The sequence below is a fragment of the Oribacterium sp. KHPX15 genome (assembly GCF_900107835.1).
In the GTDB taxonomy this organism is placed as follows: Bacteria; Bacillota; Clostridia; order Lachnospirales; family Lachnospiraceae; genus Oribacterium.
On the sequence record NZ_FNRG01000024.1, the window covers coordinates 15,257 to 30,927 of the forward strand.

The 15,671-nt window shown below is 43.6% G+C and carries 9 protein-coding genes; 5 read left to right on the forward strand and 4 right to left on the reverse strand.

The window, feature by feature from the left end; all coding sequences use genetic code 11:
- Positions 1 to 254: 254 nt before the first annotated feature.
- Positions 255 to 1,604, reverse strand: a complete 1,350-nt coding sequence (locus BLV86_RS13060) for a LysR family transcriptional regulator (RefSeq protein ID WP_090818258.1) — start codon at positions 1,602 to 1,604, stop codon at positions 255 to 257.
- A gap of 212 nt (positions 1,605 to 1,816) precedes the next feature.
- Here BLV86_RS13060 and BLV86_RS13065 point away from each other — a divergent pair, with 212 nt between their 5' ends.
- The 4 genes from BLV86_RS13065 (at position 1,817) to BLV86_RS13080 (ending at position 6,241) form a co-directional block, all read left to right on the forward strand.
- Positions 1,817 to 2,911 carry a tripartite tricarboxylate transporter substrate binding protein gene (locus tag BLV86_RS13065; RefSeq protein WP_090818261.1) on the forward strand — a complete coding sequence of 365 codons (1,095 nt, stop codon included), beginning with the start codon at positions 1,817 to 1,819 and terminating at the stop codon, positions 2,909 to 2,911.
- 126 nt (positions 2,912 to 3,037) lie between these two features.
- Positions 3,038 to 3,517: a tripartite tricarboxylate transporter TctB family protein gene (locus BLV86_RS13070; protein WP_090818263.1), complete on the forward strand. Its 480-nt coding sequence runs from the start codon at positions 3,038 to 3,040 to the stop codon at positions 3,515 to 3,517.
- A gap of 16 nt (positions 3,518 to 3,533) precedes the next feature.
- Entirely contained in the window at positions 3,534 to 5,027 is a 1,494-nt protein-coding gene (locus BLV86_RS13075) for a tripartite tricarboxylate transporter permease (RefSeq protein WP_090818266.1), read from the forward strand.
- Between the two features lie 53 nt (positions 5,028 to 5,080).
- Positions 5,081 to 6,241 carry a mandelate racemase/muconate lactonizing enzyme family protein gene (locus BLV86_RS13080; protein ID WP_031554483.1) on the forward strand — a complete coding sequence of 387 codons (1,161 nt, stop codon included), beginning with the start codon at positions 5,081 to 5,083 and terminating at the stop codon, positions 6,239 to 6,241.
- A 69-nt stretch (positions 6,242 to 6,310) separates the two neighbouring features.
- On the opposite strand, the gene BLV86_RS13085 is transcribed toward BLV86_RS13080, so the two are convergent.
- Positions 6,311 to 8,977 (reverse strand): leucine-rich repeat domain-containing protein, encoded by a 2,667-nt coding sequence (locus tag BLV86_RS13085; protein ID WP_090818269.1) that lies wholly within the window; start codon positions 8,975 to 8,977, stop codon positions 6,311 to 6,313.
- Between the two features lie 439 nt (positions 8,978 to 9,416).
- Entirely contained in the window at positions 9,417 to 10,556 is a 1,140-nt protein-coding gene (locus BLV86_RS13090; RefSeq protein ID WP_090818355.1) for an RNA-guided endonuclease TnpB family protein, read from the reverse strand.
- A 232-nt stretch (positions 10,557 to 10,788) separates the two neighbouring features.
- Between BLV86_RS13090 and BLV86_RS13095 the strand changes: the two genes are divergently transcribed.
- Positions 10,789 to 13,095 (forward strand): diguanylate cyclase domain-containing protein, encoded by a 2,307-nt coding sequence (locus BLV86_RS13095; protein ID WP_090818272.1) that lies wholly within the window; start codon positions 10,789 to 10,791, stop codon positions 13,093 to 13,095.
- A 93-nt stretch (positions 13,096 to 13,188) separates the two neighbouring features.
- Here BLV86_RS13095 and BLV86_RS13100 read toward each other — a convergent pair whose 3' ends face one another.
- On the reverse strand, positions 13,189 to 15,465 hold the full coding sequence (locus BLV86_RS13100) for a fructose-specific PTS transporter subunit EIIC (RefSeq protein ID WP_090818274.1): 2,277 nt from the start codon (positions 15,463 to 15,465) through the stop codon (positions 13,189 to 13,191).
- Positions 15,466 to 15,671: the final 206 nt, after the last annotated feature.

Sequence of the window (15,671 nt, forward strand, 5' to 3'; positions counted from 1 at the left end):
CGGCTGATGGATCCGTATGCTGCTCAATTTGATCAAAGAAGAACCGGTACATCAAATAATAGATGACCGGTACATAGTGTTTTGTTCAAATGCTGTACTAAAACCTATTCAATGGTGCTTCCTTTCGCCGGATTCGTGAACCTTGTGGCAGATTCCTATGGAATCTGCCACAAGGTTCACGAATCCGGCGAAAGGAAGATGTCAGAAGAGCTGACCTCCGACGCGCGGGCGAGTAGGGTGCGATCACATCTTCTCTACTCGTTTCTTGATGGTGTGATCATTTCTGTTTCCAGTTTCAGTATATTCCTGGCACCGTTGATAAAAACTTTTCCGGCATTGGTCGGGAGCAGCCGGTTGTGTTCACGTGTAAAAAGTGGAATTCCCAGCATATCCTCAAGGTTTCTGACATGTCTTGAAAGAGCGGGCTGTGCCAGTAAAAAGCGTTCTGCAGCCTGAGTAAGCCCTTTTTCATCTGCTATGGCAACGATATATTCAAGGATACGGGTATCCAGATGGATATCTTCGGATCTTTTTCTCTTACGGCCTTTTTCGTCCTTGGCTGTATTATTTTTATTGTTTAAGATGGTGCGTTTTCCGTCATCGGGAATTGCTTCTTCAGCGTTATCATAGTTCCCTAACCTGCTTGGACCAACAGGTGCTGACTTTTCGATTTCTTCAACTGTCTCAAGAAAACCCTTAAGCTCAAGAGATGAGATCGGTTCATTACCAGGATCTGAAAGCCTGTGCTGTATGAGAAGACCTGCAAGATAACGTTCAGGTTCTGTAAGGACATGACCCTTCGGGTAGCGTAGATGAGTGAGCTGATACTCAGGAGGATCAAGCGAGATATATCGAACCTCTTCGCAGGACTTAACATGAATTCTCGATACGAGCCCGGCACCCATTGACTGTCTGATAAGTGCGTCAATCAGTATAACGTCATCTGATTCAAATACTACAAGAGGATCAAATCCGGCTTTTCGAAAAAGTTTATCTGCGATCCCCCGGACGCTGTGTCTTTCTCCCTGGAGAACGAATGGCGTGTCTCTGAGTTCTGAAAGTTTTACTTCTTTTCGTGAAGAAAGAGGATGTGATGAAGGAAGTGCGATCAACAGTTCCTGTTTTGCAAAAGGGATGTCCTCCACCAGATCAGAGATAGAACCTGCTCCTAAAGCAATATCCGCAACTCCGCGTTTTATAAGTTCCGGCTGTTCACTTGCAAAACGCTCAATAAGCTCTAAGGCAATATCCGGGTATCTTCGGGAAAAACGCTGATATACCTCACTGTAAATGATGGCCCCTCTGTTGGGTGCTGTACAGAGACGTATCCTCTGACGGGCAGCTCCTGCAACGGTTTTCATGGAGAGGATCGTGCGGTTCTGTTCATCAAGGATCCGTTGCGCCTTCTCAAAAAATACAGAACCCTGTTCAGTAGGAAGGAGCTGTCTTTTCTCTTTTCTGAACAGACAGATACCATAGATCCTTTCCCATTCGGATAGCTGTTTTGAGAGTGCAGGTTGTGAGATGCCGAGAATCTTTGCAGCCGTTGAAAGATTCCCGCATTGTTTTATCGTGATGAGATAACGCAGCTGTTTGGTATTCACTTATCATTTCCTCCTGATCCATCTGAACACTAAACATTAGAATACTATAACTAAAGTGTTATGAAAAGAATAAATTATTCATAATGGTGATTCACTGAACGATGCATTAAAATCAACCCATACAATTAAATATCACGGAAAACATTAGAGGTTTTCAATAAAATAACTGTAGGAGGTCAAGATCCTCCACAGAAAAACAGGAGGAATACGATATGAAAAAAGGATGGATTTCATTGGTGATGGCTTCGTCTATGATGCTTGCACTTACAGCATGCAGCGGTGCAGCTTCCACACCTACTGCCGCAGCGACAGAAGCAAAAACAGAAGAAAAGAAGGAAGAATCAAAGGCTGAAGCAACTGATGCCGCAGCTGAACAGACAGAGAACAGTGATGACATAGGCTTCTTAAAGGATGAAACACTTACTCTTGTTGTACCCGGAAAAGCAGGCGGCGGATCAGATCTTGCGATCCGTTACTATGCACAGGCACTTACAGATGTATATGGACTGAAGACAACAGTCACAAACTACGATTCCAATACTATCGGTCACCAGATGGTAAAGGATGCAAAGCCGGACGGAACAACATTGACACTGGCAACAGGAGCCCTGAATATCCAGTATATCACAGGAAACAGTGATATAGATCCTATGAATGATTTCACCCTGATAGCCACAATGCAGGACAACGGCTTCAGTGCCCTGGGTGTTCCGGCCGATGCTCCTTATGATGACTTTGCAGGCTTTGTTGAGTATGCAAAAGCACATCCGGGTGAGATCAATGTAGGCATGCCGGCAGCAGGTGCAAACACATTCCTTTTCGGAAAGATCACCAGTGCTTTAGGTATAGAGCTTAATCCGGTAGAAATGGCATCTGAGTCAGACAGACTGACAAATCTTGCAGGTGGTTTCATAGATATCGGAGTAGTTGGTGTCGGTCATGGCATAGAGTATGAGCAGGCAGGAAAGCTCAAGATCATCGGAACTATGGCTTCGGACGGAACAACAATCGCAAGCTATCCTGAGGCTCTTCCTGATAACTATAAGACACTTCAGGAACAGGGATTCGAAGATTGCTATTTCAATGTTTACCACTATCTTCTCGGACCTGCAGGTATGGATGAGACTATGGTAAAAAACATGAATGCTTCCATGCAGAAAATCTACGAGACAACAAAGGATGATATATCAAAAATAGGAAACATCCCCGGATGGCATGATCTTGAAGAATCCAAAAAGATAAGACAGGCAGAATATGACAATCTGGTTGAGGTTGGTAAAGCTATCGGTCTTTATGTACAAGGCTAAATGCTAATACTTTCGGTAGTAGGTCCCTCCGAAGAAAAACTTCGGAGGGATTTTTATGCCAGAGACACACTATAACTCGTGGTTTTAGTTAAGTCTCTGTGAATCTCAGGAATAGGAGACATTGTAATGAAAATGAAACGTGACTCTGTAACAGGGATCGTGGGACTCATATGGTCACTCATATGGCTCCTGCTGATACAGATACAGACAAAACAACCTAAAAATCTACTGGAACCCGGGCCCAGGCTTCTGCCGTACGTTGCCTTTACAGTGGTATTTATCAGTTCATTAATGCTTTTTCTGAAGGGAGTAAGTGACTGGAAAAAGGATCCGACATTGGATAAACCATATTTTCCTGAAGGCGGAAAGCTAAAAGTTACAAAAAGCTACCTGATGCTGGTTTTAACCGGAATCCTAATGGCAGTTTTCGGATTTGTACCGGTAGCTCCTTTTGCGATTTTTGCATTTATCCATGACCTTAAAGGCAACAGCTCTGTGAAACCGATCCATGCTGCATTAATATCCGTTATCGTAACCATCGGGCTTTATGCCATGTTCGTGATCGGCTTCCAGGTAAAGCTCCCGACGGGCATCCTGTTTAAATAAAAGGAGGAAATCTTTCATGGCATTGTATCTTTCACAGCTGATGATATGTCTTAGGCCTATCAATCTCCTGCTTATATTTGGAATGGTATGCCTCGGTATCGTGTTCGGGGCAATACCCGGTCTTTCCGCAACACTTGGTATAGCACTGCTTCTGCCGGTGACATTCGGACTGTCAACTGAAACATCATTTATCCTATTGCTTGCTATCTGGATCGGCGGTGTATCCGGTTCATTTATCTCTGCGGTTCTGATCGGCATACCCGGGTCTTCTTCATCCATAGCTACTTGTTTTGACGGATATCCCATGACACTTAAAGGGGAATCCCATAAAGCTCTGGCAGTAGGTATCACAGCTTCATTTCTGGGCACATTCTTTTCGGTGATACTTGCAACGATCCTGTCCCCCATCATCGCAGATTTTGCCCTGACTTTGGGCCCATGGGAATATTTTTCTCTTTGCTTCTGCGCCATCACTTTAGTGGCATCACTTTCCAAAGGAAATATCTGGAAAGGTCTGATGGCTGCCGGACTTGGCCTCATGCTTGGGTGTGTCGGTATGGATCCTATAAACGGTACTCAGCGATTTACTTTTGGCAACACCAATCTTTCAGCCGGTATTTCCACTGTCGCACAGATGCTGGGAATGTTTGCTATGTGCCAGATCATCAGGGATTCGGCACGTGGTGAAGCCAAAATGCCTGATGCGGAAACAAGCAGAAAAAAAGGTTTTGGAATCACTATAATGGATTATTTTGAAAACCTGAGAATCTGTCTTTTCTCATTTTTAGTTGGACTTTGGATAGGTTTCCTTCCGGGAATGGGTTCGGGAATCTCCAATATGGTTGCTTACGGTTATGCAAAAAGCACAAACAAATCAAAAATTCCGTTTGGTGAAGGAAATCCTTCCGGTATCTGGGCTTCGGAAACGGCTAACAATGCATCCCTCGGCGGTGCACTGATACCGATGATGGCACTTGGAATCCCGGGCGACGGCATTACAGCTATGCTGATCTCAGCACTGACTATACATGGCCTTCAGGCGGGTCCTCTTTTTATGACCAGCCAGCCGGATCTGGCAATGCTTATCTTTGCATGTGTTCTGGTATCCGCTATAGTAACTTTCATTGTGCAGATCATGACTAAGAACTGGTTTGCATATATTCTCAGGATTCCATACCATTTCCTTTATTCCGTGATCCTGATCATAGCCTATATAGGAGGTTACGGTATATCAAACACGATGTTTAACATCTACGTGATGCTGGCACTTTGCCTTCTGTCTCTGTTCATGTCCATCGGAGGACTTCCCACAAGTCCGCTTGTTCTGGCTTTCATTCTGTCATCAAAGCTTGAAGGATACTTCCGCAGGGCTATAAGTATGGATAAGGGAAGCTATGAAAAATTCTTTACCCGTCCGCTGTCGCTTATACTTCTGCTCCTTGCTGTATTCTGCGTGATCTGGCCCTATCTTTCCGATTACCTTAAGAAACGCCGAGCGGACAAAGGATGATAAGTTACTAAGTATAATTATAAACAGTCATATTTGTCTGAGAGGAGATCAAAATGAATCAATTCGATTTTGAAGACGAGATCCGTTTTACAAAAGCGGTTTTTTATAATTTCCGTCCCATTCCATTACCGAAGCCCTTCAGAGACGCTACCGGTGGTATGGGAACCAATATTCCGGAACAAGGTTATATGGAACTTTATGATGACACCGGTGCATGCGCTCACTATACAGTTTCCAGGTCCTTTGTTCAGACCATGCTTCCGCGTATACTGAACGGAGAAAAGAAAAGCTATAATGCATGGAGACATGAACAGTACTGGAAGATCAGAAATGCCGGTTTTCAGAGTGGAGATGCAGTCAATGTAGGCACACTGGATCTTATGATGCTGGATATCCTGGCACAGCGTGCAGGAAAGACCATACATCGTTTTCTCGGTGCGGAAAAAGACTGGTGCGCAGCTTACAAAGGCGGCGGCGGAATCATTCGCGATGATGAAGAGCTTGTGGAAGAGATGTGTCGTTATGCGGAAGAAGGTACAGATACCGTAAAGTTCAAAGTAGGATCTTCTCATGGAGAACTTGGTGAGATCATTGACATGGATCGTGATCTCAGAAGAATTGAAAAAGTACAGAAAGCCCTGGGAGGAAGAGCACGGATCGCTGTTGACTGCAATCAAAAGTTTACTGTAGAACAGGCAGCCCGGTTCTGTCATCTTGCGGAACCTTTTGATCTTGAGTGGATCGAGGAACCCATCCACAGCGCAGATTACAACGGGATAAAGAAGCTGAAAGAAATGGGTGTAAAGCAGCGTCTTTCTGCCGGAGAGTCCATGAGAGTGTACTATGCTTATGAGACATATGTGGAAAAAGGGATCGATATACTTCAGCCATCTTTAGGCCGCATGAGTCATATCGATGATCTTCTCAAGATCCGTGATCTTTGCCGGGAACATGGACTTGAATTTCAGTCCGGAGGCCGTGGTGCATACAATGCATATTTCGGTGCTTTATATGGTGACAATGAAAGGATCGAATTCCACGCGCCTATATCAGAGCCGGTACATGAGCTGATGTTAAATGTCCCGGAGTTTAAGAACAGCAGATTTACTCTTCGTTCAGATATTCCGGGTATTCCGGTTCGCATGAACATCGAGAAGATCGAAAAGCTCGGATATCTGGAATCTGTATCATATCATACACCGTCTCGCGCATGAGATGATTAAATCCGCCGGTGGCTTAAATCAACTTAAGCCACCGGCGGATTTACTATTTTGGAGTTTAAATCATCTGAGACTGTAATATGTAAATGTTGCTCCTGAAGGTATGCCATGGGCACGAAGACCATCTTCGACGCCGGCACGTGCATCACCCGGAATAGATTCAGGCAGATGAACGGTTACATCATCAGGGATACCTTCAAAGGTATCAGGCTGATAGTGAGGAACTCCGTCAATGGCATTACTGTCATCTATCTCATCCATGATGGCAGTAGTAAACCATATGTCCTTAAGAGCAGTATTTCCTGCAAGGATCCTTGAACCGATTCCGTTTCCGCATTGTCCTCGGAAGTAGGCAGAAGTAAATGTAGAATCCTTGAAGGCTTCATCCGCGATTCCATATACATTGCCTGTCAGCCACCAGCCATCTTCTGTATACATATGATAGTTAGGGATACCAAGCTTATCGCTGTTGCCGTGATATCCGGTTATAATTCCCGGATTGATACAGTCAAAGTCAAAGGTGCTGTCAGGGATGAAATCTCTTGAAGAACCCATCCATGCAATCTCCGGATATCCGATAGAAAGCAGGTACTTATCAAGATTATCAGACTCTTCAATGGTTGCGTCAGACGGAAGGTAGATCTGATAATCGAAGCTTGTTGCATCATAGAAATTTCCCTGAATCTGTGAAGCAGGGTCATAAACATCATCGAGATACAGACAGCTTCCTTCAAGTTCCTCATGATCTGAGAATACATGCTTATAGGCATCTTCCAGATATACGTAGTCAGCCTGTATTGCGCGCTCGCCTATCTCTGCCTCAGGACAGAGGATGATGATGCAGGCAGCGCCAAATGTTGCATGGTCACCGATCTTTGTTACTGTAGAAGGAATGACAAGAGTGTCCAAAGTTGTGGAGTTGAAGCAGCCATCCGGAATCTCGGTGAGACCTTCCGGAAGATTAATATACGGAAGTCCGAACATGGATGAAAATGCACCTTCACCTATGGTTGTGACTGTCTCAGGAAGTTCGATCTTCTGGATGTTGTGACAGTTTACAAATGCTCCCTTGCCAAGTTCCTTAAGGTCTGACGGCAGCTCTATCTCAGAAAGCTGTGCACCGTCAAAAATATAATCCGCCGAAAGGATCGCACCGTCTGCAAAACTTATCTTATCAAATCCGCTTTCATCAAATGCGTGATAATCATATTCTGCGGCGCTGCCTTTAAATGTTCCTGTGCCGGAACCTTCATAAGCACCGGATCCTACATAAGAAACACCATCAGGCAGTACTACATCCTTAAGGTTAGGGCAGTCACGGAAAGCGTAAGGATATATGAAGTTCAGGGTTTCGGGAAGAACGACCGTTTCGAGATTTGTACATCCGAAGAAAGCATTGCCCTGGATCTCGGTGACGCCTTCGGGGATAACTATCTTCTTGATGGAAGTATTATCCTTAAATGCATTAAATCCCACGCTGACTGTGTTGTAATCACCGATAACAGAAGGGATAGTTACTTCTTCATCAGTGCCGGAGTATGACATGATACTGCCGCCGTCGGAAAGAAGACCGTTTACTTCTGCTGTACCCGGCTGGTGCCATGCCTCAGGATCAAGTTTCACAGAATTCATCAGATCCACAAACTGTTCGTTGTCAAGGAATGCTTTGAATTCCTCAGGACCGAAGCTGTTGTTGGAAACATGAACACAGGCACACATCCTGTCGCTGAACTTTGAGAACAGGTACATGGAGTAAAGGATGGTCGGCTCATCAGCGCCATCTTTTTCAAAGGTATGTTTTGCGATGACACCGAGCCAGTCATTGCTTCCATAGGTACGGTTGAACTGATCCCCTTCGTACATATCTGCATGATGCTGAGGATCCGGGTTGTACTGTGTTGTCATGGTGATACCACCGGTGAGAGCATTGGAATGCAGATTTGCCACCATGGAATTCTCACCTGTTTTTACGGGCCAGCGGGCAGGGAAGGTGGCGGTGATGCCGTTTACGGAATATTCATTGCCATCCGCGGTCTTTATACATTCAAAACTGTTCAGTACGGCACGAAGCTTACTGTTATACAGGTAGTGATAAATGTTTGTATCATCGGTTGGCTTCAGCGCTTCCAGACGGATATGCATGCCCAGCCATTCTCCTACCAGAGTTTCGCCGTAATCCATGACGATATCAACAGCAGGTGTATCACTTTCGTTGGAAGGGTGGAGCCATCCCTTTCGTGTATTATTGGCCCACACCCGTACAGGGAATCCCGCCAGAGTCCCTGATACGTCACGTGACCAGTCTGTTTTTACCTCGTTTCCGTCATAGATAACAGTATTACTCACATTGTTTATTATGTTGTTAAGTGAGAAATTATCAGGGCGGAACATAAGCTTCCAACCATCTTCTTCATCGGTAACTGTAATGTGACCCTTGTTCTCACCTTTGCCTTCATTAACAGCGGTGACGCCTTCAGGCAGCCTGAGGATGAGATTTTCATCTTCAAATTTCTGTTCCGTGAGATCATATTCCTTATTGATCCCGGGGATAGGTGACGCGGAATCCAGCTCGTTCTTCGCCGGCTCTTCTTCGACGAATGGAGCCTCTGTCTCAGCTGCTTTGGTGGTTGGAGCCGGACCATTATTCTTGTCGCCATTGCCGCTGTTGCAGGAAGCGAGACCTATGATCGTCACTGCCCCGATGATCAAAACCAGTGAATGTTTCTTCATAAATATCCTCCTTAAGATTTAAATCTGATAGATTTAGGAATCTTTTCCCCATACCGGTTTTAGTTTCGTTACTTTGTCTATTATACCACGAAAAAGGATGAAAATTTCAAAAAAGCATATATTAAGGATATATAATTCAAAAAGTGGAAATGCTGTTGCTCCGGTCTTTTTGGATGAGCACATATAAGGAACATTCCCTATATGAAATAAGAAACACGGGTAATGTTATAGTCTGTCAAAATTGACTAAAATTTAACGTGTAAAAAGATTGAGGGATAGAGGTCCTCTAAAGTCAACTACCCATCACCTAAAGGTAATGGGCTTGTAACTACCCAGTCGTGGTAACGGCTTACGCCTCCGACCTTTAACCCCGATAGGCTTTGCTACCTAAAGTGGCGTTACATCACAGGGTGGCTGACAACACCCTTTACGACAAAGTTTACTCTGCCGTAACTGTATCAGGTACTTGGCTATCTTCGAGATAGTTGATTCCCATACGGTACAGATTCATTGCTCCAATGCGGTCATCATTGGATCTATAGCTACAGTTCTTGCAGGAAAACAGATGTATCTTCTTGTCACGGTTGGTCTTTTCGATGTGTCCGCACACAGGACAGCATTGGCTTGTATATTTTGGATCAACCTTAATCACGGTGGATTGTCTCTGTTTTGCCTTGTAGATAAGCTTCTGTTCAAGGTCAAAGAAAGACCATGACACAGATACATAACGGTCTCTGGCTTTGACACGTTCTGTAGCTTTACGAACCCCAGACAGATTTTCAAGGACAAAGAGAGTATGCTTCGGGTTGTTTTCTACGAGTGCCTTTGATACACAATGGTTTACATCCTGCATCCAACGGTTTTCTCGCTGACCGATAGCCTTTAGTCTTCGTCTTGCAGACGCAGTCTGACGCATCTGGAGCTCCTTGCGCAGCTTTGAATAATGAGCACGCTTCTGTTTTATGGTTTTACCATTAACAAAACCGGACTTGTGCTTACTGTCATATGTGGCAACAACAAAGTTGATGCCCCTGTCAATGCCTACAACATTACAGATGTCGGAAATACTGCTTTCCTCGACATCATAAGTAACAGGGATATGCAAAAAATACTTGCCGTGATTATTTACAAGCTTGGCAGTACCAAACTTATACACAGTGTGGTCGAAGTATTTAGACATACCCTCAGTGAAATATGGGAGTTTTACACGTCCATTCAGGGTGTTTACTGAAAAACGATTCTGAGTCAGGGAGTAATCCCTGTTCCAGACAAGGTCGTACTGGGGTTTCCTGAAAGACGGACGTATCCACTTCTTTTGATTCTCAAGAATGGTCTTATACCTTGCAATAACAGTCTTGAATACAGACTGTGCCATCTGGGATTTGAGACCGAATTTATCTCTGAGCACAGAGTACAGAGTTTTGTTAAGAGAAAACTGTTTTAAGTCGTGAGTACGGAACACATAGGCAGATACGTAATTACAGGCATCAGAATAAACAGACATGGTTTTATTAAGTAAAGCCCTGCTGTCTGCATCGGCTGATATCTGAATTTTAGCTGTAACTGTGATTTGTTCCATAAAGCCCCCGTAAATATCAACAAATATAGTATAGCACATATGTTTGCCGAAAACAATACACAGGGCTCCTCCCACCTGCTAAAGCAAGTGGGTTTCCGCCTATGGCAACGAAAGCATTATAGTTATGAAAAATTTTTAAAATATAGAAATATTTACCTGATTTTTGTCGACAACTATATTGATAGAGTGAAGTATCGAGTATCAGTGGAATAGTTGATCAGAGAGTAACAAAATGGGTAAACGGTTTAATATAGCATATCTTATTTCTCATAAAACAGTAGGGTATCCCTTGGGGATTCAGAATGGTATAAGAAATGCCATAGAGGAACAGGGGCATAATCTCATCAACATCATGGATCTTTTACCGTCAAATACTTTTCTGGAGTGGTCACACAATTACATTCATGCAGCATTTGAGCTGGCTGCCCGGATGGATTTTGATGCTTATGTTGTTCCTGTAGGTGTTGTAAATGCCTTTAATTCCCGGTCTTCAGGAAAATTCGCTATGAAATATGTGGAGCTTCTGGATCCGAAAAAAACCCTTCTTATCGAGGAATACCATGAAGGTTACAGATGCATCACAAAAGATAATAAACCCGGTATCCGGCAATTGATCCGACATCTCATTGAGTATCACGGCTACAGAAAGATCTGTTTTTTAAGCGGTCCTGCCACAAGCTTTGGTGCAAAGGAAAGGGAGACGGTTTACTTTGAAGAGATGGAGCGGCACGGGCTTCCTGTGGAAGACCGTATGTTTGCCCGTGGGATTTTTTCGGGTGCCTGTGATGAGGTGGTTGAAGAGCTTCTGAGTAAAAATCCTGATGTTGAAGCCATCGCCTGTGCTTCCGATCATATGGCAGAAACTGTTTATCGTGTGATGAAAAAGCATGGTCTGACTCTGGGAAAGGATATAGCAGTAACCGGTTTTGATGATGTTTTGATTGCTGCCGAAATGACTCCGCCGCTTACCACAGTGCGCCTTTCGGCGTATGATTTGGCATATAAAGCGGGATATGAGGTAATTCGTCTCTGTGAGGGGAAACCTCAGGAAACGGATTGCATTGAAAGCCTTTTTGTTCACAGACTTTCTTGCGGAGAGACAGTAAAAGAAAATGACTCTAAGCTTGTACAGCTTATGTCTCAGACGCCGGTTGATCGTGAGGCTATGGCAAAACAGCTGTTGGAGGATGTGGCGGAAGCTGCTTCAAAACAGGTAAAACAGGAATGTTATCCACGCTTTAAGAATTTTATCGATAAAATTTATAACGTTCTCATGGACAGGGAGAACAGGGGATCAGGTCATATTGTGGGCCAGGACGATATCGTTGATATATTCCGTTATGATTACAGTAAGTTCTTTTCTCTCAAAAAATTTGGTGATGCAGTTACGGATTGTTATGATTACGCAGCATCCCGTTTGGAAGGAGACCAAAAGATTTGGATACTGAATGAGCAGGCGCGTTTTCAGCGTATAATGAGAAAGAACATCGCTGAACAGTATGATCAGAATATCTGGGACAGCCAGAAGCGTCAGCATTATATAACCCGTATCACTATGGATGCGTTGATGAATTCCATGGATAGGAAGAAAGCTTTCAAAGCGATGTTTGAGAATCTTATCAACCTTGGAGTCAAGGATGCTGCTCTTTTGAGTTTTTCTGAACCTATAGAGTACTTCCATCGTAACTCAATTCATATGGGAGATAACCTGTATCTTGAGGTGGCGTTGTCAGATGGGGAAATCAGGGTACCTGAAACCCCGGAATCGTATAAGATTTTCCGTCTTGTGGAAAACTTTATGTCACAGGATATGTCAAAACATGCGCTGCTTCAGCTGGATCCGAGTTTTACTGTCGGTGCTCTCCTTACCGGACGGGAGATGATAGGTGTATTGATCGTGGGGCCAAGCATAATTGATTCCACTGAACTCGTCAGGGTATATCATCAGATGGCGGTGGGTATGCAGCATCTTGAGCTTATACATCATGAGCAGGAACTTATCGAAGTATTGAACCGTAACAATCTGAGACTTTCACGGGAGTCAGAGCATGATATGCTGACAGGTGTTTTCAACCGGAGAGGCTTCATGAATAATCTGGAACAGCGTATCAGCCATGCCATTATGTATGATAAATTCAACTCGAAAGCAGCCATCTTCTACATGGATATGGACGGTTTAAAGCAGATCAATGATACATATGGTCATGATGAAGGAGATTTTGCAATCAGGAATTCGGCAGATATTCTGTCGAAAGCCTTTGGCAACGGTCTTGTGGGACGACAGGGCGGTGATGAGTTTTTAGGCTTTTGCCTGTTGGATGGGTCTGTTGTTGTGGAACCCGGGGATATGATCCCAAAGGTGGATAAGCTTATGGAGGAGTTTAATGAAAAAAGCGGAAAGCCATTCAAGCTGAGAATATCCATTGGACACATGGAATTTCCAATAGATTTTAATACCATGAAGAATCTGTCTTCTTATATGGAATCGGCAGATACCATGCTTTACGAAAATAAGAGAAAGCGTAAGGGGCTAAAATAGTTTAAAGTGACGTAAACCTTGAACAGAGCCGGAGGGCATCCATTTATAAGAGATTCGCTTATAAATGGATGCCCTCCGGCTCTGTTCATATCATTATGCAGTGTTTTTTTTCTTCAAGAATCCCAGGATAAGGGCAGCGACCACTGACCCTGTCAGGATGGATAACAGATAAAGCATCGGATGTTCAACCACCGGCAATACAAATATTCCTCCGTGCGGAGCCGGAAGCCTGCAGCCAAACAACGAAGACATTAACCCGGAAACTGCAGAGCCTGCAATGCAGGAAGGAATCACTCTTGCGAAATCCGTGATCACATAAGGAAGAGCTCCTTCTGTGATGAATGAAAGTCCCATGAAGAGTGCAAGTATTCCGCCGTTCTTTTCTTCTGTACTGAATTTTTCTCTGAAAAGAGCCATTGATATGGCGATTCCGATAGGTGGAACCATGCCTCCGGCCATGACTGCTGCCATGATCTGGGTGTCTTTTGCGGTAATGGACGCCAGTCCGTAGCTATAAGCTATTTTATTAATGATTCCTCCCATATCAACGGACATCATTCCGGCAGCCAGCGTACATACCAGAGGCTTGCTTATGGTTTTGGAGTAATCCAATAACGTGTTAAATACAGATCCCAGTGCCACAGCGGCGGGTTGTATCATAAAAAATGAAATAGCCTGTACTATGGTGAGACTGAATATCGGATATATAACTATGGGGGCAGCTCCACGGATGTATTTCGGCAGACGGTCTGTGAACAGGTTGATCTCTCTGCTGATTATCCCTGCGGCCAGACCTGCTAAGGCAGCGCCTATAAATCCCGAATTGGTATTTATCACCATATAACCGCCTACAAGTCCTGACATAAAAGCACTTTCACCTGCAAGACTGTAAGCCATAAAGGCCGAAAAAACAGGAAGCATAAAATTGAAGGTCGTATCCCCAAGGTATTTCAGATAGGTAGATATGGAAGTCATGGATCCCAGGGAAGATCTTTCATCAGCTGACAAGGTGGAAAGGTCAATGCTGGCGGCATCAAACAGGAATGCCAATGCTATGAGTATACCTCCGGCTGCCACAAATGGAGTCATCCATTTAACGGCAAATATGATTCCCGAAAGAAATCGCTTTTGCAAAACCTGCTTGAGACTGAGGCTTGCTTCCGCAGATTTCAAATTAATCTCAGTAGGTATTTCAAAAGATATGGCTTCCGGTCTGGTTTGATCCGGTACTGTACTTTTCTCGGTGACAGCAGAGGTTGCTTTCTCTGCTTTTGTCATGGATTCAGAAAAGGCTGTAACGGTATTTCTTCCATTCTCTTTTGACTGATATAAGGCAAGATCAGCATTTTCACAGACTTCCGATAAGGTCATATTGTTATTTACCGGAGTTATACCAACACTTATTGTAAAAGGAGCTCCTTCTTTTGGAGAATCCAGACGTATATTATTGCACAGTTCAAAAAGTAAGGCTTTGGCTTCAGTTAAAGGCAGATTAATGACACCGATGAACTCGTCTCCACCCCATCTTCCGGCAAAGCCATTAGCCTTCGATACAGTGGTTTTTATATAATTTGCAAGCATCGATAAAGCAGCATCACCGGCTGCGTGTCCGTACTTATCATTTATCTGCTTGAATAAATCTATATCCAGAAGAAACATTGAATAATCATGAGATTCATCTGTGAACAGTTTCAGTTTGCGGTTAAATTCTGCCGTAAAGTATTTTCTGTTGGCAAGACCTGTCAGTTCATCTGTTGTGGCAAGCTGTATAAGCTTATTTTTGTATCTGGAGAACATGTTGGAAATAAGAACCAGAAGTGTAATGATCAAAATTACACCTATAGAAAAAATCACAACATACTGCATCCTTTGAAGCTGTCGCTCTTTGGAACCGTCATTTTCCAAAATCAGACTATATCTGTTGCCGGCAAAGCTTCGTGCGATATAAAGAGTCTTATCTGCAAAAAATAATGAGTTTCCGCCATTATTCGCATCATAAAAAATCTTATCAGACTCTTTTACAGAGTCCAAAAAGTATGACTTGAATTCCAGTGTGTTGTCGGGGGCTTCTGCCACGATGTTTCCGGATGAATCAATAAGCCAAAGTGAAAACCCTTGTTCAGTATAAACCGAAGACTGGTCTCTGAAGTATTCTGAAAGCTCGGTATCCTTATCCGGAGATGAAATATTTAAGGCTTTTTCATTCAGAGTACGTGCCAATTCATGGGAAATCAGTTTTGTATCGGCTTCCAGATATCTTAGAGAAAGTGTGTTGCTAAGATATGCAAAAGAAAGAAGAATCAGCGAAAAGGTACCGATGATAAGCAGGAAAATGATATTTAATTGTCGTTCATTGGCCCTGTCGCTCACTTGAAGCTCCTTAAAAATATGACATAGTACAAGATACGATACTACTATATCGGCAGGCGTGGATGTTATTATAAGGTACAGGAGATGGTTTTTAAGTGAACATTTTGGGCTGAATGTCTATGCCTTTCGTGGGTCACTCTGCTAAACTTCTAAAAAATGTATAAAACCTCTTAAAAATGATTGGATTTGTGGCAGGGATCTATTTA